This window comes from Streptomyces sp. RK9, from assembly GCF_045070545.1.
Classification (GTDB): Bacteria; Actinomycetota; Actinomycetes; order Streptomycetales; family Streptomycetaceae; genus Streptomyces; species Streptomyces alboflavus.
Map to the genome: position 1 here is coordinate 180,869 of NZ_CP173704.1, position 25,411 is coordinate 206,279.

Here is a 25,411-nt window from a genome sequence, read left to right on the forward strand (position 1 = left end):
GAGATGGCCCACGGCCGACCTCGTCGTGAACGCGTACCGAATCGTTCTCCCCATCCTCACCCTCGAAGTATCTTGACGTCAAGAGACTTCATGTCGACAGACCCCCTACACTGATCGTCATGGAGGACGAGGTCGACCGGCTGGTCGCTGCATGGCGTCGGGAGCGCCCTGACCTCGACGTGGAACCGCTCGAGGTGCTGAGCCGCGTGAGCAGGCTGGCGCGCCACCTCGATCGCGCGCGTCGGCTGGCGTTCTCCGAGCACGAGCTGGAGCCCTGGGAGTTCGACGTGCTGACGTCGCTGCGGCGCGCGGGCGCGCCGTATCAGCTCTCGCCGGGCCAGCTCCTCACCCAGACCCTGGTCACGTCGGGCACGATGACCAACCGCATCGACAGGCTCACGAAGAAGGGCCTGGTGGAGCGGCTGCCGGATCCCAGCGACCGTCGCGGCGTCCTTGTGCGGCTCACCGACGAGGGCCGCGACCGGGCCGACCAGGCCCTCGCGGGCCTGCTCGACCAGGAGCGGGCGATCCTCGGTGAGCTGTCGCGCGCCCAGCGCGGTGAACTGGCGGCGTTGCTACGCCAGTTGACCGCCCCGTTCGACAACGTCCCCGGCTAGGTCGGCGGGGCCGACGCCCGCCCTGCGGGCCAGGGCGACGGCGGCGAGCGTGGAGTGCACGCCGAGTTTGCCGAGGACGTTCTGCATATGGGTGCGGACGGTGTGCGGCGACAGGAAGAGCCGCTCGGCGACGGCCTTGCGGCCGAGCCCCGCGACCATGCACCGCAGCACTTCGCGCTCGCGCGGGGTGAGCGACTCCACGAGCCGCTCGCTCTCCGTGCGGTGCTTACGGGCCGCCGTCAGCTCCCGCAGGACGCCTGTGAGCAGGGCGGGCGGCAGATGCGTCTCGTCGCGGAGGACGCCCCGGATGACCGTGAGCAGCCGCGAAAGGGAGCAGTCCTTCGCCACCCAGCCGGACGCTCCGGCGCCGAGCGCGAGCGCCGCGCGGCGCGGGTCGTCCTTCTCCGCGAGCACGACCGTGCGCACGGCGGGCTGGCCCGAACGCACGCCCGCCACCAGCGAGATGCCGTCCACCAGGCCGTCGGCCTGGCCGTCGTGCACCGGCACGGCGGGGCGGGCGCCCTGCAGTGCCGAAGCGGAGCTGCCCAGGTCGGCGTCCACGAGCAGGACGTCGTATCTGCGGCCCTCCGCGGCCGCGCGGTCCAGGCAGCGCAGGGCCGCGGGGCCGCTGCCCGCGGCGGACACCTCCACGTCGGGCTCCGCGGCGAGCGCCGCGGCGAGCGACTCGGCGAAGATACGGTGGTCGTCGACGACCAGGACTCGGATTCGAACCACGGAAACCCCCACAGGTCGGAGAGCGACCGACACGGGCGCGGCACCCGGAGTGGGGACACCGCAGCCGCACGGCCGCCGCCGTGCCGTGACTGCCACCCCCACGCCGGGCGTCGCACCCGACTGTCTCGCCCCCTGATCGGCGCCGGCCCCCACCGGCGCTGCCCTTCAGAGTACGGACGGGGGCCCCGAGCGGAAGTGGATTTGCAGAACTGATTGGCCAGCGCGTTTATGGTGGGCCGTATGTTTCGTATTGAGACAGGAGTCGACAAAGAACGTCTTCGTCTGCTTCGGGGGGCCCTGCGGGACGCCAACAGGGATGCCTCGCCGGTCCTTCGTGCTCTTCAGGGCACGCCCGAGGAGCGGGAAGAGCCGGTCGGTGTCTGGGCGTTGGACGACGCGGGTGAGTTGGTCGGGGGGCTCTCGGGGTACACGTGGGGGCGGTGGCTGCATGTGAGTCTGTTGTGGGTGGCCGAGGACGCGCGGGGGGCGGGGCTCGGGGGGCGGTTGCTCGCCGATGCGGAGCGGCTGGCCGCCGAGGAGCGCGGCTGTCTCAACTCCCGTCTGGAGACGTGGGACTTCCAGGCCCCCGCCTTCTACCGGCAGCAGGGCTACGAAGTCGTCGCCGTCATCCCCGACTACCCCGAGGGCCACAAGGAGTTCACCCTGACGAAGCGGCTGGGGTGACCTTCGCGGGGCGCCCCGGTCCCGCCCCTTTCCCGAAACTGGGGCTCCGCCCCAGACCCCGCTCCTCAAACGCCGGAGGGGCTGAAATACAGCAGCACACTCTCTAGCCCGTCCGGCGATTGAGGACGAGGCGCGAAGCGCCGATCAGCGGGGGTCCAGGGGGCGGCAGCCCCCGGTTTCGGAGAAGGGGCGGGCCTGGGGCGCACCCGCGAGGACCTACGCCTCGCCCTCCGCCGTCGGGGCCACCACCGGCCGCAGCCACAGCCACGCCAGGAAGAACAGGCCGAGGGCAAGCATGCCGAGGCCGGTCCAGAGGTTGATGTTGATGCCCTCCGCCTTCTTGAGGTCGGCGTCGGACGCGGTGATCCCGGCGATGGTGACGATGACGCCGTAGACGACGAAAAGCCCACCGATGATGCGCCGGATGTCGAAGAGACGCGCGGCCGTCGCGGACTTCCGCTCCAGCTCGGAGACTTCCTTCTGCAGGTCGGACATGATCCCTCGGAGTGTGAGTAGGAGGCGCGGGGCCGGGTCAGAACGAGTACGGGACGTAGCACGCGGTGGCGAGCACCACCGCACCCCATCCGAGCAGCGCGGGACGGCGGTACCAGGCGTCGTCGCCCGGCTCGGCGCCGTCGTCCTCCATGCCCGGCGACACGGTCCCGTACACGAGCCCGGCCAGCTCGGCCTCCGGCTTGGGGGCGGTGAAGAGGGTGACGGCGACCATGACGACCGCGCCGGCGACGAAGCCGACGATGGCGGAGACGAAGTTGGCGCCCTGATCGGTGGGGATGTCGATGACGCCCTGCTTGTAGATCCAGAAGTAGTTGACCATCGCGGCGGTGGTGCCGGCGAGCAGCCCCCAGACGCCGGACTTCATGGACGCCCGCTTCCAGAACATGCCGATGATGAAGACGACGAACATCGGGACGTTGAAGAAGGAGAAGAGGGTCTGGAGGTAGCCCATGATGTTCGAGAAGGACGAGGCGATGAAGGCGGTGCCGATGGAGGCGAAGACGCCGATCGCGGTGATGAGCCGCCCGAACTTCAGGTAGTAGCCGTCCTCGCGGCCCTTGACGACGTACTTGGCCCAGATGTCGTACGTGAAGACGGTGTTGAAGGACGAGACGTTGGCGGCCATGCCCGCCATGAAGGCGGCGAGGAGTCCGGTGACGGCGATGCCGAGGACGCCGTTGGGCAGCAACTCCTGCATCAGGTAGGGGATCGCGTCGTTGTAGGTCAGGTCCGAGCCGGGCGTGCCGATCTTCGGGACGAGGACGGCGGCGACCAGGCCGGGGATCATCACCAGGAAGACGATGAAGATCTTGGGGAAGGCGGCGATCAGCGGGGTGCGCTGGGCGGCGGAGAGGTTCTTCGCGGAGAGGGCGCGCTGCACCTCGGCGAAGTTCGTCGTCCAGTAGCCGAAGGAGAGCACGAAGCCGAGGCCCAGGATGATGGTGAGCCAGTTGGCGCCGAGCGGGTTGGCGTCGCCGATGCCGGTGCCGCCCCAGGCGGTCATGAAGTTGTCGCCGTGCTGCTTCTCGATGGAGCCGGTGAGCCCGTCCCAGCCGCCGACCTTCTTCATGCCGATGACGCAGATCGGGATGAGCGCGGCGAGGATGACGAAGAACTGGAGCACTTCGTTGTAGATCGCCGAGGACAGACCGCCGATGGTGATGTACGCGAGCACGAAGAACCCGGCGACGACGATGGCGACCCACTGGGGCCAGCCGAGCAGCGCCTCGACGACGATCGCGAGGGCGTAGAGGTTCACGCCCGCGATGAGCACGGCGGCGAAGGCGAAGAGCGCCGAGCTGAGCAGGTGGGCGGACTTGTCGAAGCGCTGGAGCAGGAACTCGGGGACCGAGCGGACCTTGCTGCGGTAGTAGAACGGCATCATGACCAGGCCGAGGAAGACCATGGCCGGGATGGCGCCGATCCAGTACCAGTGGACGACCGCGACGCCGTACTGCGCGCCCGTGGCCGCCATGCCGAGGATCTCGGTGGCGCCGAGGTTGGCGGCGACGAAGGCGAGGCCGGTGACCCAGGCGGGCAGGGAGCGCCCGGAGAGGAAGAAGTCGAGGCTGGTCTTCACGGAGCGCCGGGCGGCGAATCCGATGCCGAGGACGACCACGAAGTAGATCGCCAGGATCGCGTAGTCCAGCCCGTTGGTGGGCAGCCGAAGCCCTTCGGCGAGGGTGATGTGCGTAGCGGAAGGAGGGGACTGCATGTGAACTCGCTTCGTCGCGCGAACTGATCAGACCGGAACCTACGCCTCGACCTTCAGTAAGTGAACAGTTCTGTTGATGTTCTTTGTTTGATTGTGATCGAGTCCATGATCGTTTCTCGCTACGGATCATCGGGTGAGCTGGGCGAGGGGGCGACGCCCCGGCAGGCGCCGTGGGCATTGACGTGCTTGTTGGCTTGTGGTTTGTTGTGTTCGGTTCTGTTGGCGGGCGGTGTAAGGAGCCCCGAACGTGAAGAAGACCTCGACTCGTCTCGCCGACGGTCGTGAGCTCATCTACTACGACGTGCGCGACGACGCCGTCCGCACGGCGGTCGACAGCAGGCCCCTGGACCCCGTCGCCACCACCTCCGAGGTCCGCCGCGACCCCCTCCTCGGCGACAGCGTCGCCATCGCCTCGCACCGCCAGGGCCGCACCTACCACCCCCCGGCCGACGAGTGCCCCCTGTGCCCCTCCACCGGCGGCCGCCGCACCGAGGTCCCCGACTCCTCGTACGACGTCGTGGTCTTCGAGAACCGCTTCCCCTCCCTCGCGGGCGACGCCGGCCGCTGCGAGGTGGTCTGCTTCACCCCCGACCACACCGCGTCCTTCGCCGACCTCACCGAGGAGCAGGCCGCGCTCGTCCTGGAGGCCTGGACGGACCGCACCGCCGAGCTGTCGCACCTGCCGTCCGTCGCGCAGGTCTTCTGCTTCGAGAACCGGGGCGCGGAGATCGGCGTGACCCTCGGCCACCCGCACGGGCAGATCTACGGCTACCCCTTCGTCACCCCGCGCACGGCCCTGATGCTGCGCTCCCTGGCCGACCACCGCGCGGCCACCGGGGGCCGCAACCTCTTCGACGACGTCCTCGCCGAGGAACGCGCCGGCGAGCGCGTCGTCCTGGACGCCGAGCACTGGGTGGCCTTCGTGCCGTACGCGGCGCACTGGCCCTACGAGGTGCACCTCTACCCCAAGCGCCGCGTGCCCGACCTGCTCGGCCTGGACGAGGCGGCCCGCACAGAGTTTCCCCAGGTGTATCTGGAACTGTTGCGGCGCTTCGACCGGATCTTCGATGGGCGGGACGGCGGGAAAGAGGGGGCGGGTGAGCGCGAGGGCGGCAGCGAGCCGCCGACGCCGTACATCGCGGCCTGGCACCAGGCCCCGTTCACGGCGCTCACGGAGTACGAAGGCGTCAACAGGGACGACTTCGCGCTCCACCTCGAGCTTTTCACCATTCGCCGCACTTCGGGCAAGCTGAAGTTCCTCGCGGGTTCCGAATCCGGCATGAGTGTGTTCATCAACGATGTGCCGCCGGAGGCCGCGGCCCAGCGACTGCGAGAGGTAGCGAGTTGATGAGTGGGAAGTACCTGGTCACGGGTGGCGCCGGCTATGTCGGCAGTGTCGTCGCCCAGCATCTGATCGAGGCCGGGCACGAGGTGACGGTCCTCGACAACCTCTCCACCGGCTTCCGCGAGGGCGTGCCCGCGGGCGCGGCGTTCATCGAGGGCGACATCCGCGACGCCGCCAAGTGGCTGCACGTCGAGGGCGAGGCGCCGTACGACGCGGTGCTGCACTTCGCCGCCTTCTCGCAGGTCGGCGAGTCCGTCGTGAAGCCCGAGAAGTACTGGGACAACAACGTCGGCGGCACCATGGCGCTGCTCGCCGCGATGCGCGAGGCGGGCGTGCGCAAGCTGGTGTTCTCCTCCACGGCGGCCACGTACGGCGAGCCGGTGAGCACCCCCATCACCGAGACCGACCCGACCGCCCCCACCTCCCCCTACGGCGCCTCCAAGCTCGCCGTCGACCACATGATCACCGGCGAGGCGGCGGCGCACGGACTCGGTGCCGTATCCCTTCGGTACTTCAACGTGGCGGGCGCGTACGGCAGTTGCGGCGAGCGGCACGACCCCGAGTCGCACCTCATCCCGCTCGTCCTCCAGGTCGCCCAGGGCAGGCGCGAGGCGATCTCCGTCTTCGGCGACGACTACCCGACGCCCGACGGCACCTGCGTGCGCGACTACATCCACGTCGCCGACCTCGCCGACGCCCACCTCCTCGCCCTGGACGCCGCGACCCCCGGCGAGCACCTGATCTGCAACCTGGGCAACGGCAACGGCTTCTCCGTGCGCGAGGTCATCGAGACCGTCCGCAAGGTCACCGGACACCCGATCCCCGAAGTCGTGGCGGCGCGCCGCGGCGGCGACCCGGCGGTCCTCGTGGCCTCCGCCGCCACCGCCCGCGAGCGGCTCGGCTGGAACCCGTCCCGCGCGGACCTCGCGGGCATCGTCGCCGACGCCTGGGCCTTCGCCCAGCAGAGGGGGTAACCAGAAGATGTCCGCCGTCACGGAGCCGACCACCGAACTCGTCGACACCTTCACCGCGTTGTACGGCCACGAGCCCGCCGGAGTGTGGGCGGCGCCGGGCCGCGTCAACCTCATCGGCGAGTACACGGACTTCAACGAGGGCTTCGTGATGCCCCTCGCGCTGCCGCACACCGCGGTCGCCGCGGTGGCCCGGCGCGACGACGGGGTCCTGCGGCTGCACTCCGCGGACATCGAAGGACCCGTCGTCGAGCTGGCGGTGGACTCCCTGACGCCGCTGTCCGACGGGGGCTGGGCCGCGTACCCGGCGGGCGTCGTCTGGGCACTGCGGGACGCGGGCCACACGGTCGGCGGCGCGGACCTGCACCTGGCGTCGACCGTCCCGACCGGCGCGGGCCTGTCCTCCTCCGCCGCCCTGGAGGTCGTCACCGCCCTCGCCCTCAACGACCTCTACGAACTGGGCCTGACCCGCCGCGAGTTGGCCCTGCTCGCCCAGCGTGCCGAGAACGCCTTCGTCGGCGTGCCGTGCGGCGTCATGGACCAGATGGCGTCCGCGGCCTGCACGCCGGGGCACGTCCTGCACCTGGACTGCCGCGACCTGTCCGTGCGCCAGGTCCCCTTCGACCTGACCGCGGACGGCCTGACGCTCCTGGTCGTCGACACCCGCGTCAAGCACGCCCTCGGCGACGGGGCGTACGCGGAGCGGCGGGCCGGGTGCGAGGCGGGCGCGCGGGCGCTCGGCGTCTCCCACCTCCGCGACGTCCCGTATGCCGAACTCCCCGCCGCCCTAGTCCGGTTGGACGACGAGAAGGTGCGCCGCTACGTCCGGCACGTCGTCTCCGACGACCACCGCGTCGAGCGGGTCATCGCCCTCCTCGACGCCGGTGACGTGCGGGGCATCGGCCCCGTCCTCACCGAGGGCCACACCTCGCTGCGGGACGACCTGCGCATCTCCTGCCCGGAGCTGGACCTCGTGGTGGAGACGGTGTGCGCGGCCGGGGCGCTCGGGGCGCGGATGACCGGGGGCGGCTTCGGCGGCTCCGCGATCGTCCTGGCCGAGGCCGCGGACGCGGAGTCCCTCACGAAGGCGGTCCACGAGGCGTTCGCGGCGGCCGGGTACGCGGCGCCGCGGGTGTTCCCCGCGGTGGCGTCGGCGGGGGCGCGCCGCCTCTAGCCGGACCAGGCCGCTCAGGGGCCCTTCAGCTGCCGCTCAAGGGCTGCGACGCAGGTCACACCCACCCGTGTCACATCGCTCCGCCCTGCCTCCGTCCTAGGTGTGTAGCCACCACAACGGCAGAGGAGCAGGCCATGGAAGCCCGACTGAACATGTTCGAGAACCCGACCGCGATGAAGTTCTGGAAGCACATCATCGCGGCGAACAAGGTCCTCACCGAGTCGACGGTCCCCGCCGCGACCCTCGAACTGGTGAAGATCCGCGCCAGCCAGATCAACGGCTGCGGCGGCTGCCTCGACATGCACACCAAGGACGCCGCGGCCGCGGGCGAGACCTCGCTGCGCCTGAACCTGGTCGCCGCCTGGCGCGAGGCCAAGGTCTTCACCGACGCCGAGCGCGCCGCCCTGGAACTGACGGAACAGGGCACCCGCATCGCGGACGCGGCGGGCGGCGTCACGGACGAGGCCTGGGCGAACGCCGCCAAGTACTACGACGAGGAGCAACTGGCCGCCCTGGTGGGCCAGATCGCCCTGATCAACACCTTCAACCGGGGCAACGTCATCACCCAGCAGCCCGCGGGCGACTACGTCCCCGGCCAGTACGCCTAAGGGTCCAGTACGCCTAGGGCTTCAGCCCGTCGTGGGGCTCCCCGCCCCCGACCGGCTCCCCCTCCCCGCCGCCGCTCCGCTCGGCCCGGTCGAGCAGCCCGGTCCGGGCGGCGAGCGCGGCGGCCTCCAGGCGGGACCCGACGCCGAGCTTCATCAGGACCCGCTGCACATGCGTCCGCGCCGTGCTGGGCGCGATCCCCATCCCGGCGGCGATGAGCCGGGTGTCCTCGCCGTCGGCGACCCGCACGAGGACCTCCACCTCACGGGGAGTGAGCATCTGCAGCAGCCGCTGCCCCTCGTCGTCGGGCTGGGCCGCGGGGTTGAGAAGCTCGCTGAAGGCGCCTTGGAGCAATTGGGGCGCGACGGCGGCCTCCCCGGCGCGCGCCTTCATGATGGCGCGCTCGACTCCCTCGATGCGCTCGTCATGACGTACGTATCCGGACGCGCCGGAGGCGAAGGCCGCCGCGATCCCGCGGGGCGAGGGCACCGGCCCCAGCACCACCACGGCGACCTGCGGCCGCTCCCGCTTGATCCGCACCACCGGGTCGAACATGCCCGGCTCCGCCGGTGTGGCCGTGCCGAGCAGGCACACCTCCGGCGCCCTGCTGATCACCAGCTCCGCCGCCCCGGCGGCGGGCGCCGCCGCGGCGAGCACCCGGTGCCCGCGCAGCTTCAGCGCCGAGGCGAGTGCCTCGGCGAGCAATCGGTGGTCGTCGACCACCATGAGCCGCACACCCACAGCGCAACCCCCCAAAGTCCCCCACGGATTCCCCCAATGATCCCCCCACGGATCGGGGGCCCCGGCCCTCCATCCCCCGGAAGCTACACGCTTGTTCGACATTGCGCTGCCCCTACCGTGCAGAAGCGGCCCGGAATGCCTCAATCACGGCCGTTCAGAAGCATGGACACGGCGGGCCCGCGGTATGCGCACGGCGGGTCCAGCACGCGAGTACGGAGCGTGAACCGGGGCAACGCGAAACGGCCCCGCACTCGTTCGGGCGAGCGCGGGGCCGGGTGACGCTTCGGGAGCGGCTACTGGGTGGTGAAGCCCAGCGCGATGAACTCCTTGTCGTCCTTGGAGTACGGCTTGCTGATCAGCTCCTTGCCGAAGAACAGGTTGCCGCCGGTGTAGAGCAGTTCGTTGGACTTCGGGACCATGCCGCTGATGGCGCGGCTGACCGACTCGGTCGCGGGCGTCTGCAGGAGCGTGGTCTCCTTCATCGACTTGCCGTCGAGCGAGACGACCTTGGCGCCCTTGTTGTAGCCGCCGCCCTTGTACGCGAGGAGGTTGCCGCCGTCCATGCGGATCGGGAACATCTCGCCGTCGTCGCCCGCGTCGGCGCGGTCACCGGTCGTCTTGCCGGTGGCCAGCGAGAACGCGATGATCTCGTTGGTGAAGCCGTAGTCGGAGCCGCCCGCGTCGTGCTGGCGCGTGGGCACGTACAGCTTGTCGTTGCCGACGACGATGGCCTTGCAGCTCGCCCACTTGTTGACCTCGCAGTCGTGGGAGTACTTGCCGTCCTCCAGCTTGATGCGGGCCCGCAGCTTGCCGGCGTTGCTGAGCGAGAACACGTCGGTGGCGCCGCTCGCCGTGATCTCCTCGGTGTCCTGGCCGAAGACGATCGGGTTGGTCGAGATGATCTTGGCGTTGTCGACGCCGGCGGTCAGCGGATAGCTCCACTTGTCCTTGCCGGTCTTGGGGTCGAGGAGCTGGATCTTCAGCTTCTCGTCGCCGTAGCCGCCGCACTTGCGGACCGCGACGAGCTGGTCGCCGCCCGCGTAACCGGCGTCCTTGCACTCGTCGCCGACCTTCGGCTTCCACAGCAGCTTGCCGGACAGGTCCCAGGCGGCACCCGTGCCGCCGGTGCCCGCGCCCGCGGCGACGGTGTCGCCGGAGATGGCGATCTCCTCGAACTCCACGGGCGAGCCGCTGCCGTCGACGCTCTCCGTCCACAGCTTCTTGCCGGACTTCAGGTCGACCGCGGAGACCTGGCTGCAGTCGGGGTACTTGTTCGCCTTGGTGGACTTGGCGTCCTTGTAGACGACCGCGGCGATGCCCTCGTCGGTGACCTCCTTGGAGACCGCGCAGGTCTCACCGGCCACCGGGATCGTCCACTTCTGCTTGCCGGACGCGGGGTCGTAGGCGATGAGGGCGTGGTCCTTGTCCTTGCCCGTGTAGCCGCTCTTGACGTACGTGTCCTCGGTGAGCCAGGAGCCCGCGACGCTCCACACGCTGTCCTTGGGCACCGCGGGCGCCGGGACCTGGAAGCCGACCTTGGCGCTGGTGTTGCCCGGCACCTTCTCCTTGGCGGGGCCGCCGGCGGCGGGCGGCCCGTCGGAGCCGCCCTTCTTGCCCTTGCCGCCCTTGCCGTCGCCGCCGTCGGCGCTGTTCTTCTTGTCGTCGTCCTTCTTCGAACCGGCGTAGATGACACCGCCGCCCACGATCAGGCCGATGGCCGCGACGGCCGCGACGATGATCAGCATCTGCTTGTTGGGCTTCTTGCCGCCACCGCCGCCGCCCGGCTGGGGCTGCATCGGCATGGTCGGCGGCTGCGGGAAGCCGTAGCCCTGCTGCGGGGCGGGCTGACCGGGCTGCCCCGGGTAGCCGTACCCGGGCTGCTGCCCGACGGCCGGAAAGGCCGCCTGCGTCGGCTGGGCGTAGGAGGGCGGCGGGGTGCCGGGCGCGGCGGGCGGCGGGGTGCCGGGGGTGCCGGGCGCCTGCGGGTAGCCCTGGTTGGGCTGGCCCTGCGGGGGCGGCGGAGGCGTCTGCGGGGCCGCGGGCGGGGCCGCCGGAGCCGCGGGCGGCGGGGTCTGCGGGGGCTGCGGCGCCTGCGGGTAGCCGTAGCCGGGCTGCGGGGGCGTCTGGGGAGCGCCGAACCCTCCGGGCGGGGGGTCCTGGGGGGCGCCGAACCCACCCTGCGGCGGCTGGTTGGGCGGCTGGGGCGGCTGTGTCATGACGTCTTTCCTTGGGGGGACGGATGGGGTGACTGAGCGGTGGGGAGGGTCACTTGCCGTAGGCCAGCATCAGCTTCTCGCGGCCTTGAGCGGTGCCGGAGAGCCGGGTGGTGGAGAGGTAGAAGCGCCCGTCCACGTAGTCGACCGCCTTCGAGTAGAAGCCGTTCTCGATCTTCGACGTCCCCGCCGGGTTCTGCAGCAGTGTCTTCGGCGTGTGCGAGCCGCTGGTCCCGATGGACACGACGCGGCCGCCGGAGTCGTACGACGGCTCCACGTACGCCACGAGGTCGCCGCCCTGCGTCTTCATCGGCACCATCGAGGTGTCGAGCGGGGACTTCGCCCGCCAGGCCTCCTTGCCGCTGGCCAGGCTGATCGCGACGATCTGGTTGGCGCCGGACGTCTTCTTGGTCGGCAGGTAGAGGTACTTGTCGTCGGCGACGGCACCGGAGCAGGCCTGCAGGTCACCGCCGAGGCCGCCCCAGCCGCACTCCGGCGCGAAGTCCTCGTTCACCTGGACCTCGGAGCGGGTCTTGCCGCTGCCGGACTTCAGCGTGGTGATGTTCCACTGCTTCTTGTCCTCGTTGGTGGCGTAGAGGACGGTGGGGCTGGTGGAGTAGACGTGCTCGAGACGCCAGCCCTTGGGGAACTTCTTCGTCCACTGGATCTTGCCGGTCCTGGGGTTCAGCTCCACGACCTCGTCGTGCTCGGTGGGCGTGCTCGCCCCGCACGAGAACTTCATCAGCATCCGGTCGCCGCCGGTGAACCCGGCCGGGAAGCAGGTGCCCTCGTCCTTCTTCTCCGCGTCGAACAGCTTGTCGCCGTCGCTGATGCTGTAGGCGGTGCCGGACTGGGAGCGGCCGACCATCAGGGTGTTGCCGGTGATGCTCAGCTCCAGGCCGATGGTGGAGTCGAAGAGACCTTTCTCCGTGGTCTGCTTCTGCCAGCCCTTCTCGCCCGTCTTCAGGTCGATGACCTGGAGCTGGTCGCACTTGGCGTTCTGCTTGATGCCGGCCTTGTACGCGACGACGATCTTGCCGTCGTCGCTGACCTGCGGCGTGGCCGCGCAGATCTCCTGCGGCAGCTTGATCGCGGTCCAGGCGGGCTTGCCGGAGTCCACGTGGTAGGCGAGGAGTTCGCGGTACGCGGCCTTGACCGCGATGCCGTCCTCGACCCACATGCCGGGGGCGTCGGCGCCCTTGCCGGGGGCCTTGGGGGCCTCCTTGTACCAGAGGACCTTGGCCTCGCCGGACTGGCGGCCCTCGTTGAGGTCCTCCTTGCCCTCGTGGCCGTCGCCGCTGCCGTCGCCCGGGTTGGCCGGCGCGGAGGCCTTGGGGTTCTTGTTCTTCGACTCGCTCTTCTTCTTGTCGTCGTCACCGCCGGAGAGCGCGAAGACGGCGCCGCCCGCGACGAGCAGGGCGGCCACGGCCGCCCCGATGATCACGGCGGTCTTGCCCTTGAAGGGCCCCTTGCCGCCGCTCGGAGGCGGGGTGCCCGGGGCGCCGGTGGGCATCTGCTGCGGGTAGCCGTAGCCCGGCTGCTGGCCGTAGGGGCCTGCCTGGCCGGGCTGCGTGGGCTGGCCGTACGGTCCGGGCTGCTGCCCGTAGGGACCGGGCTGGCCCGGCTGGGTGGGCTGGCCGTAGGGGCCTGCCTGGCCGGGCTGCGTGGGCTGGCCGTACGGGCCCGGCTGCTGCGGGTAGCCGTAAGGACCTGCCTGGCCGGGCGGCTGCTGGGGGTAGCCGTAGCCCGGCTGCGGGTTCCCGCCCTGGTTGGGGCCTCCCCCGCTCGAACTCTGTTGAGAGCTTGGGGACGGATCCTGTGGAGCTCCGAAGCCGCCGTGCGGCGGCTGATTGGGCGGCTGAGTCATCAGCGCTTCCCCCTTCACTGATTTTTCGGCACGCCAAGTGGTGCTCAGGCTGCCCTTTCTATCACTCCGATCCAGCCATCGCGGGTGCCGGTCCTGCCCCTGTTCCCAAGGGAGGACCGGCCTGTAATGCGTCTGTTACGGGAAACTCACGCATCCTCCGCGAGTTCCAGCCAACGCATCTCCAACTCCTCGCGCTCGCCGACAAGTTCGCGTAGTTCGGCGTCCCATTTCGCCACCTTTTCAAAGTCTGTGGCGTTATCGGCGATCTGCGCGTGCAGCTTGGTCTCCTTCTCGGAAATCTTGTCCAGCTGCCGTTCGATCTTCTGCAGTTCCTTCTTCGCGGCGCGCGCGTCGGCGGCCGACACGGCCTTCGCGCCGTCCGCGACCACGGGGGCGGGCGCGGGGGCGACCGTGGCCGCCGCCGTCTCCGCCATCCGGCTCCTGCGCTCCAGGTACTCGTCGATGCCGCGCGGCAGCATCCGCATCGTCGCGTCACCCATGAGGGCGAACACCCGGTCCGTGGTGCGCTCGACGAAGAACCGGTCGTGGGAGATCACGACCATCGATCCCGGCCACCCGTCGAGCACGTCCTCCAGCTGCGTCAGCGTCTCGATGTCGAGGTCGTTGGTGGGCTCGTCGAGGAAGAGGACGTTCGGCTCGTCCATCAGCAGGCGCAGGAGCTGCAGCCGCCTGCGCTCACCGCCGGACAGGTCGCCGACGGGCGTCCACTGCTTCTCCTTGCCGAACCCGAAGGTCTCGCACAGCTGCCCCGCGGTCATCTCCCGGCCCTTGCCGAGGTCGACCCGCTCCCGCACCTGCTGCACCGCCTCGAGGACCCTGAGCGTCGGCTTCAGCTCGGCGACCTCCTGCGACAGATAGGCCAGCTTGACCGTCTTGCCGACCACGACCCGGCCCGCGGCGGGCTGCGTCTCACCGGCCGACCGGGCCGCCTCCGCCATGGCGCGCAGGAGCGAGGTCTTGCCCGCGCCGTTCACACCCACCAGGCCGATGCGGTCGCCGGGGCCGAGCTGCCAGGTCAGGTGCTTCAGGAGGAGCTTCGGACCGGCCTGGACGCTCACGTCCTCCAGGTCGAAGACGGTCTTGCCGAGCCGGGTGGTGGCGAACTTCATCAGCTCGCTGGTGTCCCGGGGCGGCGGCACGTCCTTGATCAGCTCGTTGGCCGCCTCCACCCGGAACCGGGGCTTGGACGTACGCGCCGGGGCGCCGCGCCGCAGCCACGCCAGCTCCTTGCGGACCAGGTTCTGCCGCTTGGCCTCCTCGGTGGCGGCGATGCGCTCGCGCTCGGCGCGCGCGAACACGTAGTCGGAGTACCCGCCCTCGTACTCGTAGACCGTGCCCTTCTGCACGTCCCACATCCGCGTGCACACCTGGTCGAGGAACCACCGGTCGTGGGTCACGCACACCAGTGCCGAGCGGCGCTCGCGCAGGTGCCGGGCGAGCCAGGAGATGCCCTCCACGTCGAGGTGGTTGGTGGGCTCGTCGAGGACGATCAGGTCCTGCTCGGCGATCAGGAGCTGGGCGAGCGCGATGCGCCGCCGCTCGCCGCCGGACAGCGGGCCGATGACGGTGTCGAGCCCCTGCGGGAACCCGGGCAGGTCGAGCCCGCCGAACAGGCCCGTGAGCACGTCCCTGATCTTCGCGTCGCCCGCCCACTCGTGGTCCGCGAGGTCGCCGATGACCTCGTGCCGCACGGTGGCCGCCGGGTCCAGCGAGTCGTGCTGCGTGAGCACCCCGCTCCGCAGCCCCCCGCTGTGCGTGACGCGCCCGGTGTCGGCCTCCTCCAGCTTGGCGAGCATGCGGATGAGGGTGGTCTTGCCGTCGCCGTTTCGCCCGACGACGCCGATCCTGTCCCCCTCGGAGACGCCGAGCGAGACGCCGTCGAGCAGGGCACGGGTGCCGTACACCTTGCTGACGTTTTCGACATTGACCAGGTTGACGGCCATTTCACTCCTGACGAGGGGGTGGATCAGCCTTCAAGGGTAGGGCGTGCGGGCGCGGGCGCCGGGCGGGGTGGGCGGGGCACTCGATGAGGTGACGCCGGGAGACCACGTCGCCCCGGTGGTCGGCGGCGGCACAGACTGCCGCGTATGCGTACGGATAAGACCCCGCACCCTGACGACGAGGCCCCGCGGTGGCCGGTGCCACCGCCACAGGGCTGGACCGTGGACGACCTGTGCACGCTGCCCGACCTGCCTTCGCACACCCAGCTGATCGACGGAAGTCTGGTCTTCCGCCACCCGCAGAACTGCTTCCACAGCATCACCACCGACGTGCTGCGGGAGGGCCTCGCCCGCACCGCGCCCGCCGCGCTGCGCGTCTACCGCCAGATGGTCGTGGTCCTCGACCCCGCCAACGGCCTGGAGCCGGACGTGTCCGTCCTCCAGCGACAGGCCGTGGAGGACTGGGACCGGATGACGTTCCCCGCCGCTGACGTGCTGCTGGCCGTGGAGGTGGTCTCGCCGGACTCCCTGTCCCGCGACTCCACCACGAAGCCCCAGAAGTACGCCGCCGCGGGGGTCCCCCACTTCTGGCTGGTCGAGATGGCGGGGCTGGACGACCATGCCGTAGTCCAGGTCTACGAACGCGGCGGCGCGTCCGGGACGTACGCCCTGACGGGCATCCACCGCGGTCGCCTGAAGCTCTCCGTGCCGTACGACATCGACATCGACCTGACGGCCATCGACAGGTTGTAGGGAATCGCCCTACAGAACGGTCGCCCCCGTCGCCGGGCCCACGGCCACCCGCGCCCCCCGGCACGTCCCCGACCCCCGCAGCGCCGCCGCCACCCGCTCCGCCGACTCCGCGTCCTTCGCCAGGAACGCCGTCGTCGGCCCCGAGCCGGACACGATGCCCGCGAGGGCGCCCGCCTCCGTGCCGACCTTCAGGGTGTCGGTGAGGGCGGGGAAGAGGGAGAGCGCGGCGGGCTGGAGGTCGTTCGTCAGGGCTCCGGCGAGAGCGGTGGCGTCCCCCGTCCGCAGAGCGTCGAGCAGCGCGGGGGACGCGGCGGGCGCCGGGGCGTCCGGTGTGAGGCGGTCGAACTCGCGGTAGACGGCGGGCGTGGAGAGGCCGCCGTCGGCGACGGCGAACACCCAGTGGAAGGTGCCGCCGACGGCCAGCTCGGCCAGCTTCTCACCGCGCCCGGTGCCGAGGGCCGCGCCGCCGACCAGGCTGAACGGCACGTCGCTGCCCAACTCGGCGCAGATGTCGAGGAGTTCGGCCCGCGAGGCTCCCGTCCCCCACAGTGCGTCGCAGGCGAGCAGGGCGCCCGCCGCGTCGGCACTGCCGCCCGCCATGCCGCCCGCGACGGGGATGTCCTTGGCGATGTGAAGGTGCACGTCGGCCCGGCGGCCGTACCGCGCGGCCAGCGCCTCGGCCGCGCGCGCCGCCAGGTTCGTCCGGTCCAGGGGGACCTGGTCGGCGCCCGGGCCCGCGCAGGTCACCCGCAGCTCGTCCGCCGGGGTCACCGTGACCTCGTCGTACAGGCCGACGGCCAGGAAGACGTTCGCGAGGTCGTGGAAGCCGTCGGGGCGCGCGGCGCCCACCGCGAGCTGGACGTTGACCTTCGCGGGCACCCGTACGGTGACGCTCACGCCGCGGCTCCCTTGTGTTCGGCGATCCGCGCGAACTCCTCGACGGTCAGGGACTCGCCGCGCGCCTGCGGCGAGACGCCCGCCGCGACGAGGGCCGCCTCGGCCGCGGCGGCGGAGCCCGCCCACCCGGCGAGGGCGGCGCGCAGCGTCTTGCGGCGCTGCGCGAAGGCGGCGTCCACCACGGCGAACACCTCCCGCTTGGAGGCGGTGGTCTTGACCGGCTCGGCGCGCCGCACCAGCGACACCAGGCCCGAGTCGACGTTCGGGGCGGGCCAGAAGACGTTGCGGCCGATGGCGCCCGCACGCTTCACGTCGGCGTACCAGTTGGCCTTCACCGACGGCACGCCGTACACCTTCGAGCCGGGGGCGGCGGCGAGGCGGTCGGCGACCTCCGCCTGCACCATCACCAGCGTGTGCTCGATGCTGGGGAAGGTGTCCAGCATGTGCAGCAGGACCGGTACGGCGACGTTGTACGGGAGGTTCGCGACCAGGGCCGTCGGGGCGGGGCCCGGGAGTTCGCGGACGAGCATGGCGTCGCTGTGGACCAGGTCGAAGGCGGCCGCCTTCCGCGGGATGCGGGCCTCCACCGTCGCCGGGAGGGCCGCGGCGAGCACGTCGTCGATCTCCACGGCGGTCACGTGGGACGCGGTCTCCAGGAGGGCCAGGGTCAGCGAGCCGAGGCCCGGGCCGACCTCGACGACGACGTCGTCCGGGCCGACGTCCGCGGTGCGGACGATGCGGCGGACCGTGTTCGCGTCGATGACGAAGTTCTGGCCGCGCTGCTTGGTCGGGCGTACGCCGAGGGTGCTCGCGAGGTCGCGGATGTCGGCGGGGCCGAGGAGGGGGCCTTGCTCGGTGGTGCTCACCGCCCCAGGGTAGCCCTGGGTCCGCCGCTCACCTGTCGGTGCGGTTGCCCGGGGGCGCGCTGCCCCTGGCCCCGCCGTGCCGGTCGGCCTGCGCCCGCCCCCGCTCATGGGGCTCCGCCCCTGTCCCCCGCCATCGGCGCTCCGCGCCTCGTCCTCAAACGCCGGACGGGCTGAGATGCCCGCCGTCGGCCGTCGCCTGCCCGTGGGCCGTGGCCCGGGCCCCCTGGGTGCCGGACGGACTGAGTTCCCACCGCCGACCTCACCCACAGCCTCCCCTCACCCCAAGTGCCGGACGAGCCGGGATCCCGCCCATCGACCTCACCCCCAGCCCCCCCTCCTCCCCCACCCACCCCATCGACGCCGAACGACCGGACCTGGCACCGGGAGGCCGGACCAGCCGCAGGTGTGGCGCGGGATGACCTCGGTGCCGGCCCGAAGCCTGCTGGTTCCAGTAAACGGGCGGGCGGGTGGGAGGGATCCGCCGCGGAGCGGCGGTCAGAGGCGGCGGCCGCAGTGGGGCCAGGGGCTGGCGCCGCGTTGGACGTAGAGCTTCTTGGCGCGGTGGGTCTGTTCGGCGGCGGGGGCGTCCTGGGGGCGACCCGCGCCGCCGAGGGACTGCCAGGTCTGGGTGTCGAACTGGTAGAGCCCCCCGTACGTGCCGGAGGGGTCGACGGCCGACGCCCGCCCCCCGGACTCGCACGCCGCGAGCGCCCCCCAGTCGAGCCCCTCGGCCCCGGCGACGGCGGTCGGCTGGACCTTCGTCCCGACCTTCACGATCCGCGTCTGCGGCTCCCGCACCACCTCGCTGCGCAACCGCTTCGGCTTCTGCTTCACGCCGTTGACGGTGCGTACCGAGTACGTGATCCGCCGCGCACCCGCACGCCCCGCCTGCTCCACGACCTCCGTGCCACGCGGCAGCGACGCGTCCTCGGTCTTCTGGACGTCGAAGGGGATCGGCTCCTCGCGGACCTCCTTGCGGCCGGAGATCCGCATGACGGTGACGGTCTGCCCGTCGCGCGGGAAGCTGCCGGGCGGCACGGACGTGGTGTCGGAGCCGCGCAGGGTCACCCCGGACTCCTCGACGGCCTCGCCGACGGTCGCGGCGTTCGTACGGATGGTCCGGGACCGCCCGTCGGCCATGATCGTCACCGTGCGCTCGGTGCGGACGTCCAGGTCGAGCCCTTCGCGGTCGATGCGCTTGCTGCGCGAGGTCGACAGGTACGCCCCCTCGGCGCGCACGCCGAGCTGCTGGAGCGCCCCGTCGACGGTGCGGGCGGTCGTCCAGACCTCGCGGCGGTGGCCGTCGAGGGTGAGCTGGACGGGCCGGCCGTAGCGGACGGCGATCTCGTCGCCGCTGGCGAGGGCGGTGGCCGTGGTGGGGGCGACGATGTCGTGCGCGCCGACGTCGACGCCCTCGTCGGCGAGGAGTTCGCCCACGTCGTCGGCGAAGGTGTGCAGCGTGCGCACCTTGCCGTCGACGGTGAGCTGGACGGCCTTGTCGTTGGCGACGAAGGCGGAGGTGCCGCCCGCGAGGAACGCGACGACGAGCGCCTGCGGCACGAGCCTGCGCAGGCCGTCGGGCCGCTCGGCGGTCCGCCTGCGCCGCGCCCCCCGCCGCCCCCCGGCCCGCCCGTCACCGGCGGCCTCACCGTCGACCGCCTCGCCGTCGACTACCTCACCGTCGACCGCCTCGCCGTCGGCCTCCCCATCCCCCTCGTACCCGCGCATCCCGCCGCCGGCCACCCCGTCGCCGAGCCCCTCGTCGTCGAACGCCACGTCCCCGGCCACCCCTCCGCCGGCCCCCCGGCTCTCCCGCCCGTCCGCGACCCCCGCGTGCCCCTGCACACCGGGGTGCGGATACCCGTACGCGCCCCCGCCACGGCCCCCCGTCGGACCCCCCGCCGGATCCACCGCGAAGCCGCCCCCGGCGAACGCGTCCGGGGTGAACGTCCGCGTCGGCAGCTCGTCCACGACGGCGCCGCCCGCCCCGAAGACCTGCGTGGGCACACCGTTCCCCGCGAACCCGTCGGCCCGGTCGAACGCGTCCGCCGCGCTGAACTCCGCGGCGGTGAACACCTGCGTCGCGGGCCCGTCCACCGCGCCCCCGCCGAGGCCCGCGCCCTCATAGCCGTACGCGGGCCCGTAGGGGTCGTACGGGTCGTAGGCGTCATACGGGCCCTGCGGCCCGTGCGGCGCGTACTGCGGCTGCTCGTACGTCTCGTACTGCGGTTTGCTCACGACGACGCTCCAGCTGACAAGTGACCACTGACAAGCCAAGTGCAGATCGGCTTGCAGAACCTAGCGGAGGCGCCGTCACTCTCCAAAGCAGGGCGACTACTCTGTGTCGCTGTGTTGACCCAAGCTGTCAAGCCGGGGAAACCTTCGGTCGTTATCGATCAGTAATCAAAGGCGCGGGCCGTGTTCGAGGAGATCGCCGCGGCCATGGCGTCCTCGTCGATGCCCCGGACCTCGGCCATGGCGCGCAGCGTGACCGGAATGAGATAGGGGGCGTTGGGCCGTCCGCGGTACGGGGCGGGGGTCAGGAAGGGCGCGTCGGTCTCGACGAGGACGAGTTCCAGCGGGGCGACGGCGAGCGCGTCGCGCAGCGTCTTGGCGTTCTTGAACGTGACGTTGCCCGCGAAGGACATGAAGTAGCCGCGCTCCGCGCAGACGCGGGCCATGGCGGCGTCGCCGGAGTAGCAGTGGAAGACGGTGCGCTCGGGGGCGCCCTCCTCCTTCAGGACCCGGAGGACGTCCTCGTGGGCCTCCCGGTCGTGGATGACCAGGGCCTTGCCGTGCCGCTTGGCGATCTCTATGTGCGCGCGGAAGGAGCGCTCCTGGGCGGCCTTGCCCTCCGGGCCGGTGCGGAAGTAGTCGAGGCCGGTCTCGCCGACGCCCTTGACGTGCGGGAGGACGGCGAGGCGGTCGATCTCGGCGAGCGCCTCGTCCAGGGCGCCGTCGCCCCCTGCGGGGCGGGCGCCCTGGCGCGACCAGCCGTCGGGGTCGCCGTGCACGATGCGGGGCGCCTCGTTCGGGTGCAGGGCCACGGCCGCGTGCACCGGCGTGTGGGCGGCGGCGGTGTCGGCGGCCCAGCGTGAGCCCGCCACGTCGCAGCCGACCTGCACGACCGTCGTCACGCCCACCTCGGCCGCCTTGGCGAGGGCTGCCTCGACGGTGCCGGACTGCATGTCCAGGTGGGTGTGGGAGTCGGCGACCGGCACCCGCAGGGGTTCCGGCAGCGGGGGTGCGGCGTTCTTGTCGGCGGGCATACGTCGATCGTACGAAGCCCTGCGGGGCTTTCCCCAATCCCGCCCCTTCCCGAAACTGGGGCTCCGCCCCAGACCCCGCTCCTCAAACGCCGGAGGGGCTATATATCTCGCCGGTGCGGGCCAGGTTCTGGCCCGCACCGGCGAAGTTCTAGCCCCGTCCGGCGATTGAGGACGAGGCGCGGAGCGCCGACAGCGGGGGTCCAGGGGGCGGCAGCCCCCGGTTTCGGAGAAGGGGCGGGACTGGGGCGCCCCGCGAAGGTCAGCCCGCCTTGCGGTGGTGGAAGGGGTGCAGCAGGTCCGACAGGTGCCAGTGGTGCTTGGGCTCGGGGGCCGCCTCGCCGTCGGCCGCGGCGGACTCGTCGGACGCGGCCGCCGCCGCCCCGCCCCGGGCCACCCGCTGCGCGGCCTGCCGGTGATGCAGGGACTCGAGTGCCGACCGCACCGAGGACACCTGACCCGCCCGCATGATGCGCACCACGTGCCCGCCGCAGTTCAGGCAGGTGGGCCGGGTCAGCGGCGACGGCACCCGCTGGCCGTTCGCCACGTACATCACGAATTCCTGGCCCTTGCCGTCGACGTGGTGCTCGATCTCGTACGACTGCTCCCAGCCGTGCCCGCAGCGCATGCAGGCGAAGGCGTAGGACTCATGGACGACATTGACAGCCGCGGTGCGGTGACCGGTGTCTGCGATCTCACTCATGCCAGCTCCTCTTGTCCGCTGGACAAGCACCGTCGACCGGGGTCTTTCCTGACCCGGTCCGGCGGTGTGGGACGGGTGCGTCCCTGGAACCAGTGGACGCCTTTCCCGAAGCGAGCGCATCAGACCTGTCGACTGTTGGGCGCGATTTGGCCTTTCCATAGAAAACCGGCCTGGTGCGCGACCCGCGCTTTAACATTCACGATAGTCCTTTGCCCGCCGATGGGCTCTCCCGCGCGCCCCCCGCGCCGTAACTGTGACCTGTGCGCCGGGCAAGTGCGCCGGGTCGCCCGCCCCGCGCCGGACACCGGAGGGGCGGAGGGGGCGGCCTCAGCCCCCGAGCCCCGCGTTCTTCGCCGCGACCACCGCGTCGAACACCTCCCGCTTGGGCAGGCCCGCGTCGGCCGCGACCGCCGCGATGGCCTCCTTGCGCCGCTCCCCCGCCTCCTCGCGCACCCGCACCCTGCGCACCAGCTCGTCCGGCCCCAGCTCGGCGGGGCCCTTCTCGGGGGCGCCCTCGACCACCACGGTGATCTCGCCGCGCACGTCACCGGGCGCCGCCCACTCGGCCAGCTCCTTCAGCGAACCGCGGCGGACCTCCTCGTACGTCTTGGTCAGCTCCCGGCACACCGCGGCCCTGCGCTCGTCGCCGAAGGCCTCCGCCATCGCGGCGAGGGTGTCGTCGAGGCGGCGCGGCGACTCGAAGTACACCAGCGTGCGCCGCTCCTCGGCCGCCTCGCGCAGGCGCGAGAGCCGCTCGCCCGCCTTGCGGGGCAGGAAGCCCTCGAAGCAGAAGCGGTCGACGGGCAGCCCGGACAGGGCGAGGGCGGTGAGGACGGCGGAGGGACCGGGCACGGCCGTGACCCGGATGCCGCGCTCGACGGCGGCGGCCACGAGGCGGTACCCGGGGTCGGACACCGACGGCATGCCCGCGTCCGTCACCAGGAGCACCCGCGACCCGTCGGCCAGGGCCTCGACCAGCTCGGGCGTGCGCGCCGCCTCGTTGCCCTCGAAGTACGACACGACCCGGCCGCCCACCTGCACGCCGAGCGCCTGCGTGAGCCGGCGCAGCCTGCGGGTGTCCTCGGCGGCCACGACATCGGCCCCGGCCAGCTCCGCGGCGAGCCGCGGCGGCGCGTCCGCGACATCGCCGATGGGAGTGCCCGCGAGGACGAGGGTGCCGACGGAAGCCGGGGTCCCGGCGCTTCCGGACGGACTGACGACTGAATCTGCGCTTCCTGTCACGGATCCATCCTCGCAGGGGCCGGGCGCGGGACTGTCACAGTCGGGTTCCCTACGATGGCGCGGTGACCAGTACCGCGTCTTCCCCGGACACCCGCCAGGGCCAGGCAGCCGAGGAGCGGCAGCCGTCGTCGTGGCAGCACCGGCTGCGCCGCTTCGGCTACGCGGCCCGGCCCAGAGGAGACGTGCGGGAGCGGCTCGTCCCGCCGTACGCGCAGCCGGGCGACCGGCTCTGGGTGGCGCTCGGCGTGCCCCCGCAGCTGTCGCGGCGGCTGGTGCGCTGGTCGGGCTGGCTGGGTCCGCTGGCGGTCGCGCTGGTGGCGGGGGTGCTGCGGTTCTGGAACCTCGGCAGCCCCAAGGACGTGATATTCGACGAGACGTACTACGCGAAGGACGCCTGGGCCCTCCTCCACAAGGGCTACGAGCTGAGCTGGCCGGACAAGATCAACGAGTCGGTCATCAAGCAGGGCAGCGACATCGCGCTGCCCACGGACCCGGCGTACGTGGTGCATCCGCCGGTCGGCAAGTACGTGATCGGCGTCGGGGAGTGGCTGTTCGGCTTCGACCCGTTCGGCTGGCGGTTCATGACGGCGGTGCTCGGCACGCTGTCGGTCCTGATGCTGTGCCGGATCGGGCGGCGCCTCTTCCGCTCGACGTTCCTCGGCTGCCTGGCGGGCGCGCTGCTCACCGTGGACGGCCTGCACTTCGTGATGAGCCGCACGGCGCTGCTCGACCAGGTCCTGATGTTCTTCGTACTCGCGGCCTTCGGCTGCCTGTTGATCGACCGGGACAAGGCGCGGGCGAGACTCGCGGCGGCGCTGCCGGTGGACGCCGACGGGGTCGCGCGCCCGGACGCGTACGTGGCGCACACGCTGCGCCTGGGGTGGCGGCCGTGGCGCTGGGCGGCCGGGCTGTGCCTGGGCCTGGCCTTCGCCACGAAGTGGAACGGCCTCTACATCATGGTCTTCTTCTGCCTGATGACCGTGTTGTGGGACGCGGGCGCGCGCCGCGTCGCCGGGGCGGACCGGCCGTACCTGGCGGCGATGCGACGGGACGTGCTGCCCGCGTTCGTCGCCACGGTGCCGGTCGCGATGTTCACCTATCTGGTGTCCTGGCTCGGCTGGATCCTCTCGCCGAGCGACGGCAGCGGCGGCTACTACCGCAACTGGGCGGCCACCGACGGCAAGGACAGCGACTGGTCCTGGCTACCGGACTGGCTGCGCAGCCTGTGGCACTACGAGAACAAGGTCTACGACTTCCACGTCGGCCTGTCCTCACCGCACACCTACCAGTCCAACCCCTGGAGCTGGATCGTCGACGGCCGCCCGGTCTCGTACTTCTACGAGTCCCCCTCCCCCGGCGTCGACGGCTGCCCCGCCGACACCAAGGAGAAGTGCGCCCGCGAAGTCCTCGCCCTCGGCACGCCCTTGCTCTGGTGGGCGGCCGCCATCGCCCTCCTGTACGTCCTGTGGCGCTGGTTCTTCCGCAGGGACTGGCGCGCGGGCGCGATCGTGTGCGGCGTCGCGGCGGGCTACCTCCCCTGGTTCATGTACCAGGAACGCACCATCTTCTACTTCTACGCCGTGGTCTTCGTGCCGTTCCTGTGCCTGGCCCTCGCCATGATGATCGGCGCGATCCTCGGACCACCGGGTTCCTCGGAACGCCGCCGGGTGGTGGGCGCGGTGGCGTCCGGCGTCCTGGTGCTTCTGATCTTCTGGAACTTCATTTACTTCTGGCCCATCTATACCGGCCAGGCGATCCCGATCGATTCCTGGCGATCCAGAATGTGGCTCGATACCTGGGTCTGACAGCACATACGCCCGGTGGGGGCGCGGAACCAACCGCGCCCCCGCCGGGCGTTATTGGTCGTTGGCGGCCATCGCTGGTCGCCCTCGTACGGCCCACAGACGGCCCGGGACGGGCGGCATATCCACAGCGGGACGAAGCGGTCCTGCCTAACCTGGGTACGCCTGCTTGTCAGTTCCACGGAGACACCCGGGGTGATCTTCCTCCGACTCAAATGCCCCGGGAGGAGAAATGTCCGTTTCTCTGAAAGTGAGTAAAACTTGGGGTCAGCCTGGCTAACGTGCCTGGTCAGCTCCTGTGGTCCCCGCGCGTGCGGGGGTGGTCCCCCGAAGTCGTCCGGGGTGGGGCCCTGCCGGTCGGTGGTCCCCGCGCGTGCGGGGGTGGTCCCGTCGCCGACTACGACTGGATCAAGGAGCAGGTGGTCCCCGCGCGTGCGGGGGTGGTCCCGCGATGAGCGCGGCGAGGACGGCGAGGACGGCGTGGTCCCCGCGCGTGCGGGGGTGGTCCCCTGGCTGCGCAGCTACCACGGACGCGGCGCCCGTGGTCCCCGCGCGTGCGGGGGTGGCCCCCAGCACTGGCGGCACTCGCCGGTGGGCGGATCGTGGTCCCCGCGCGTGCGGGGGTGGTCCCTACGCCCGCCGACACGAGATCAGCATGAACCTGTGGTCCCCGCGCGTGCGGGGGTGGTCCCCGGAGAGCCGGTCGCATTCCCGTGCCAGGACCGTGGTCCCCGCGCG

General features: G+C 71.6%; 21 protein-coding genes and 1 CRISPR repeat array (1 of these 22 only partly in view). Of the genes, 8 read left to right on the forward strand and 13 right to left on the reverse strand.

The window, feature by feature from the left end; translation table 11 throughout:
* Positions 1-119: 119 nt before the first annotated feature.
* Positions 120-617, forward strand: a complete 498-nt coding sequence (tamR, locus tag AB6L24_RS20915) for a MarR family transcriptional regulator TamR (protein ID WP_030359481.1) — start codon at positions 120-122, stop codon at positions 615-617.
* Here the strand turns inward: tamR and AB6L24_RS20920 are convergent.
* Positions 576-1,352: a response regulator transcription factor gene (locus tag AB6L24_RS20920; protein ID WP_030359480.1), complete on the reverse strand. Its 777-nt coding sequence runs from the start codon at positions 1,350-1,352 to the stop codon at positions 576-578. The two genes, tamR and AB6L24_RS20920, sit on opposite strands and share 42 nt — an antisense overlap.
* 228 nt (positions 1,353-1,580) lie before the next feature.
* Between AB6L24_RS20920 and AB6L24_RS20925 the strand changes: the two genes are divergently transcribed.
* Positions 1,581-2,036, forward strand: a complete 456-nt coding sequence (locus AB6L24_RS20925) for a GNAT family N-acetyltransferase (RefSeq protein WP_405663193.1) — start codon at positions 1,581-1,583, stop codon at positions 2,034-2,036.
* Positions 2,037-2,252: 216 nt separating this feature from the next.
* Here the strand turns inward: AB6L24_RS20925 and AB6L24_RS20930 are convergent, their stop codons facing one another.
* Both AB6L24_RS20930 and AB6L24_RS20935 read right to left on the reverse strand, forming a co-directional pair.
* Positions 2,253-2,531 (reverse strand): hypothetical protein, encoded by a 279-nt coding sequence (locus AB6L24_RS20930; protein ID WP_405657398.1) that lies wholly within the window; start codon positions 2,529-2,531, stop codon positions 2,253-2,255.
* Between the two features lie 37 nt (positions 2,532-2,568).
* The gene (locus AB6L24_RS20935; RefSeq protein WP_405657399.1) at positions 2,569-4,266 is read right to left on the reverse strand and encodes a sodium:solute symporter family protein; all 1,698 of its coding nucleotides are present in this window, start codon (positions 4,264-4,266) and stop codon (positions 2,569-2,571) included.
* Positions 4,267-4,513: 247 nt separating this feature from the next.
* On the opposite strand from AB6L24_RS20935, the gene galT reads away from it, so the two are divergent.
* From galT to AB6L24_RS20955, 4 genes are all read left to right on the forward strand, one after another.
* Positions 4,514-5,614: a galactose-1-phosphate uridylyltransferase gene (gene galT / locus AB6L24_RS20940; RefSeq protein ID WP_405657401.1), complete on the forward strand. Its 1,101-nt coding sequence runs from the start codon at positions 4,514-4,516 to the stop codon at positions 5,612-5,614.
* Positions 5,614-6,585 carry a UDP-glucose 4-epimerase GalE gene (galE, locus tag AB6L24_RS20945; RefSeq protein ID WP_405657402.1) on the forward strand — a complete coding sequence of 324 codons (972 nt, stop codon included), beginning with the start codon at positions 5,614-5,616 and terminating at the stop codon, positions 6,583-6,585. Before galT ends, galE begins: the two co-directional genes overlap by 1 nt.
* Positions 6,586-6,592: 7 nt before the next feature.
* Positions 6,593-7,756 (forward strand): galactokinase, encoded by a 1,164-nt coding sequence (gene galK, locus AB6L24_RS20950; RefSeq protein ID WP_405657404.1) that lies wholly within the window; start codon positions 6,593-6,595, stop codon positions 7,754-7,756.
* A gap of 134 nt (positions 7,757-7,890) precedes the next feature.
* Complete coding sequence (locus tag AB6L24_RS20955) at positions 7,891-8,364, forward strand: carboxymuconolactone decarboxylase family protein (RefSeq protein ID WP_087884442.1); 474 nt, start codon at positions 7,891-7,893, stop codon at positions 8,362-8,364.
* Between the two features lie 13 nt (positions 8,365-8,377).
* On the opposite strand, the gene AB6L24_RS20960 is transcribed toward AB6L24_RS20955, so the two are convergent.
* The 4 genes from AB6L24_RS20960 to AB6L24_RS20975 all read right to left on the reverse strand — a co-directional run bounded on the left by AB6L24_RS20960 (position 8,378) and on the right by AB6L24_RS20975 (position 15,147).
* Positions 8,378-9,103 (reverse strand): LuxR C-terminal-related transcriptional regulator, encoded by a 726-nt coding sequence (locus tag AB6L24_RS20960; RefSeq protein ID WP_405657406.1) that lies wholly within the window; start codon positions 9,101-9,103, stop codon positions 8,378-8,380.
* A gap of 293 nt (positions 9,104-9,396) precedes the next feature.
* Positions 9,397-11,319, reverse strand: a complete 1,923-nt coding sequence (locus AB6L24_RS20965; RefSeq protein WP_405657407.1) for a PQQ-binding-like beta-propeller repeat protein — start codon at positions 11,317-11,319, stop codon at positions 9,397-9,399.
* Positions 11,320-11,368: 49 nt separating this feature from the next.
* Positions 11,369-13,183 carry a PQQ-binding-like beta-propeller repeat protein gene (locus AB6L24_RS20970; protein ID WP_405657408.1) on the reverse strand — a complete coding sequence of 605 codons (1,815 nt, stop codon included), beginning with the start codon at positions 13,181-13,183 and terminating at the stop codon, positions 11,369-11,371.
* Positions 13,184-13,329: 146 nt separating this feature from the next.
* Positions 13,330-15,147 (reverse strand): ABC-F family ATP-binding cassette domain-containing protein, encoded by a 1,818-nt coding sequence (locus tag AB6L24_RS20975; RefSeq protein ID WP_380845454.1) that lies wholly within the window; start codon positions 15,145-15,147, stop codon positions 13,330-13,332.
* A 144-nt stretch (positions 15,148-15,291) separates the two neighbouring features.
* On the opposite strand from AB6L24_RS20975, the gene AB6L24_RS20980 reads away from it, so the two are divergent.
* Positions 15,292-15,897, forward strand: a complete 606-nt coding sequence (locus AB6L24_RS20980; RefSeq protein ID WP_405657409.1) for a Uma2 family endonuclease — start codon at positions 15,292-15,294, stop codon at positions 15,895-15,897.
* 9 nt (positions 15,898-15,906) lie between these two features.
* On the opposite strand, the gene AB6L24_RS20985 is transcribed toward AB6L24_RS20980, so the two are convergent.
* From AB6L24_RS20985 to rsmI, 6 genes are all read right to left on the reverse strand, one after another.
* Positions 15,907-16,794 carry a 4-(cytidine 5'-diphospho)-2-C-methyl-D-erythritol kinase gene (locus tag AB6L24_RS20985; RefSeq protein WP_405657410.1) on the reverse strand — a complete coding sequence of 296 codons (888 nt, stop codon included), beginning with the start codon at positions 16,792-16,794 and terminating at the stop codon, positions 15,907-15,909.
* Complete coding sequence (rsmA, locus tag AB6L24_RS20990) at positions 16,791-17,660, reverse strand: 16S rRNA (adenine(1518)-N(6)/adenine(1519)-N(6))-dimethyltransferase RsmA (RefSeq protein WP_405657411.1); 870 nt, start codon at positions 17,658-17,660, stop codon at positions 16,791-16,793. Before rsmA ends, AB6L24_RS20985 begins: the two co-directional genes overlap by 4 nt.
* Before the next feature lie 495 nt (positions 17,661-18,155).
* Positions 18,156-19,898, reverse strand: coding sequence for a ubiquitin-like domain-containing protein (locus AB6L24_RS20995; RefSeq protein ID WP_405657412.1), 1,743 nt, complete (start codon positions 19,896-19,898; stop codon positions 18,156-18,158).
* A gap of 158 nt (positions 19,899-20,056) precedes the next feature.
* Positions 20,057-20,929 carry a TatD family hydrolase gene (locus tag AB6L24_RS21000; RefSeq protein WP_405657414.1) on the reverse strand — a complete coding sequence of 291 codons (873 nt, stop codon included), beginning with the start codon at positions 20,927-20,929 and terminating at the stop codon, positions 20,057-20,059.
* 259 nt (positions 20,930-21,188) lie between these two features.
* Entirely contained in the window at positions 21,189-21,629 is a 441-nt protein-coding gene (locus AB6L24_RS21005; protein WP_405657415.1) for a hypothetical protein, read from the reverse strand.
* 327 nt (positions 21,630-21,956) lie between these two features.
* Entirely contained in the window at positions 21,957-22,871 is a 915-nt protein-coding gene (rsmI, locus tag AB6L24_RS21010) for a 16S rRNA (cytidine(1402)-2'-O)-methyltransferase (protein WP_405657416.1), read from the reverse strand.
* Positions 22,872-22,933: 62 nt separating this feature from the next.
* Here rsmI and AB6L24_RS21015 point away from each other — a divergent pair, with 62 nt between their 5' ends.
* Positions 22,934-24,676 (forward strand): dolichyl-phosphate-mannose--protein mannosyltransferase, encoded by a 1,743-nt coding sequence (locus AB6L24_RS21015; protein WP_405657418.1) that lies wholly within the window; start codon positions 22,934-22,936, stop codon positions 24,674-24,676.
* 295 nt (positions 24,677-24,971) lie between these two features.
* A CRISPR array of direct repeats spans positions 24,972-25,411; the repeat unit is 29 nt; unit sequence GTGGTCCCCGCGCGTGCGGGGGTGGTCCC (it continues 870 nt past the right edge of the window).

What these genes read in the sequence shown, in the direction of transcription:
- AB6L24_RS20930 (WP_405657398.1), bottom strand. Translation starts at nt 2,531, where the DNA reads ATGTCCGACCTGCAGAAGGAAGTCTCCGAGCTGGAGCGGAAGTCCGCG.
- AB6L24_RS20955 (WP_087884442.1), top strand. Translation starts at nt 7,891, where the DNA reads ATGGAAGCCCGACTGAACATGTTCGAGAACCCGACCGCGATGAAGTTC.
- AB6L24_RS20965 (WP_405657407.1), bottom strand. Translation starts at nt 11,319, where the DNA reads ATGACACAGCCGCCCCAGCCGCCCAACCAGCCGCCGCAGGGTGGGTTC.
- AB6L24_RS20925 (WP_405663193.1), top strand. Translation starts at nt 1,581, where the DNA reads ATGGTGGGCCGTATGTTTCGTATTGAGACAGGAGTCGACAAAGAACGT.
- galK (WP_405657404.1), top strand. Translation starts at nt 6,593, where the DNA reads ATGTCCGCCGTCACGGAGCCGACCACCGAACTCGTCGACACCTTCACC.
- AB6L24_RS20935 (WP_405657399.1), bottom strand. Translation starts at nt 4,266, where the DNA reads ATGCAGTCCCCTCCTTCCGCTACGCACATCACCCTCGCCGAAGGGCTT.
- AB6L24_RS20975 (WP_380845454.1), bottom strand. Translation starts at nt 15,147, where the DNA reads ATGGCCGTCAACCTGGTCAATGTCGAAAACGTCAGCAAGGTGTACGGC.
- tamR (WP_030359481.1), top strand. Translation starts at nt 120, where the DNA reads ATGGAGGACGAGGTCGACCGGCTGGTCGCTGCATGGCGTCGGGAGCGC.
- AB6L24_RS20980 (WP_405657409.1), top strand. Translation starts at nt 15,292, where the DNA reads ATGCGTACGGATAAGACCCCGCACCCTGACGACGAGGCCCCGCGGTGG.
- galE (WP_405657402.1), top strand. Translation starts at nt 5,614, where the DNA reads ATGAGTGGGAAGTACCTGGTCACGGGTGGCGCCGGCTATGTCGGCAGT.
- AB6L24_RS21000 (WP_405657414.1), bottom strand. Translation starts at nt 20,929, where the DNA reads ATGCCCGCCGACAAGAACGCCGCACCCCCGCTGCCGGAACCCCTGCGG.
- AB6L24_RS21005 (WP_405657415.1), bottom strand. Translation starts at nt 21,629, where the DNA reads ATGAGTGAGATCGCAGACACCGGTCACCGCACCGCGGCTGTCAATGTC.
- AB6L24_RS20970 (WP_405657408.1), bottom strand. Translation starts at nt 13,183, where the DNA reads ATGACTCAGCCGCCCAATCAGCCGCCGCACGGCGGCTTCGGAGCTCCA.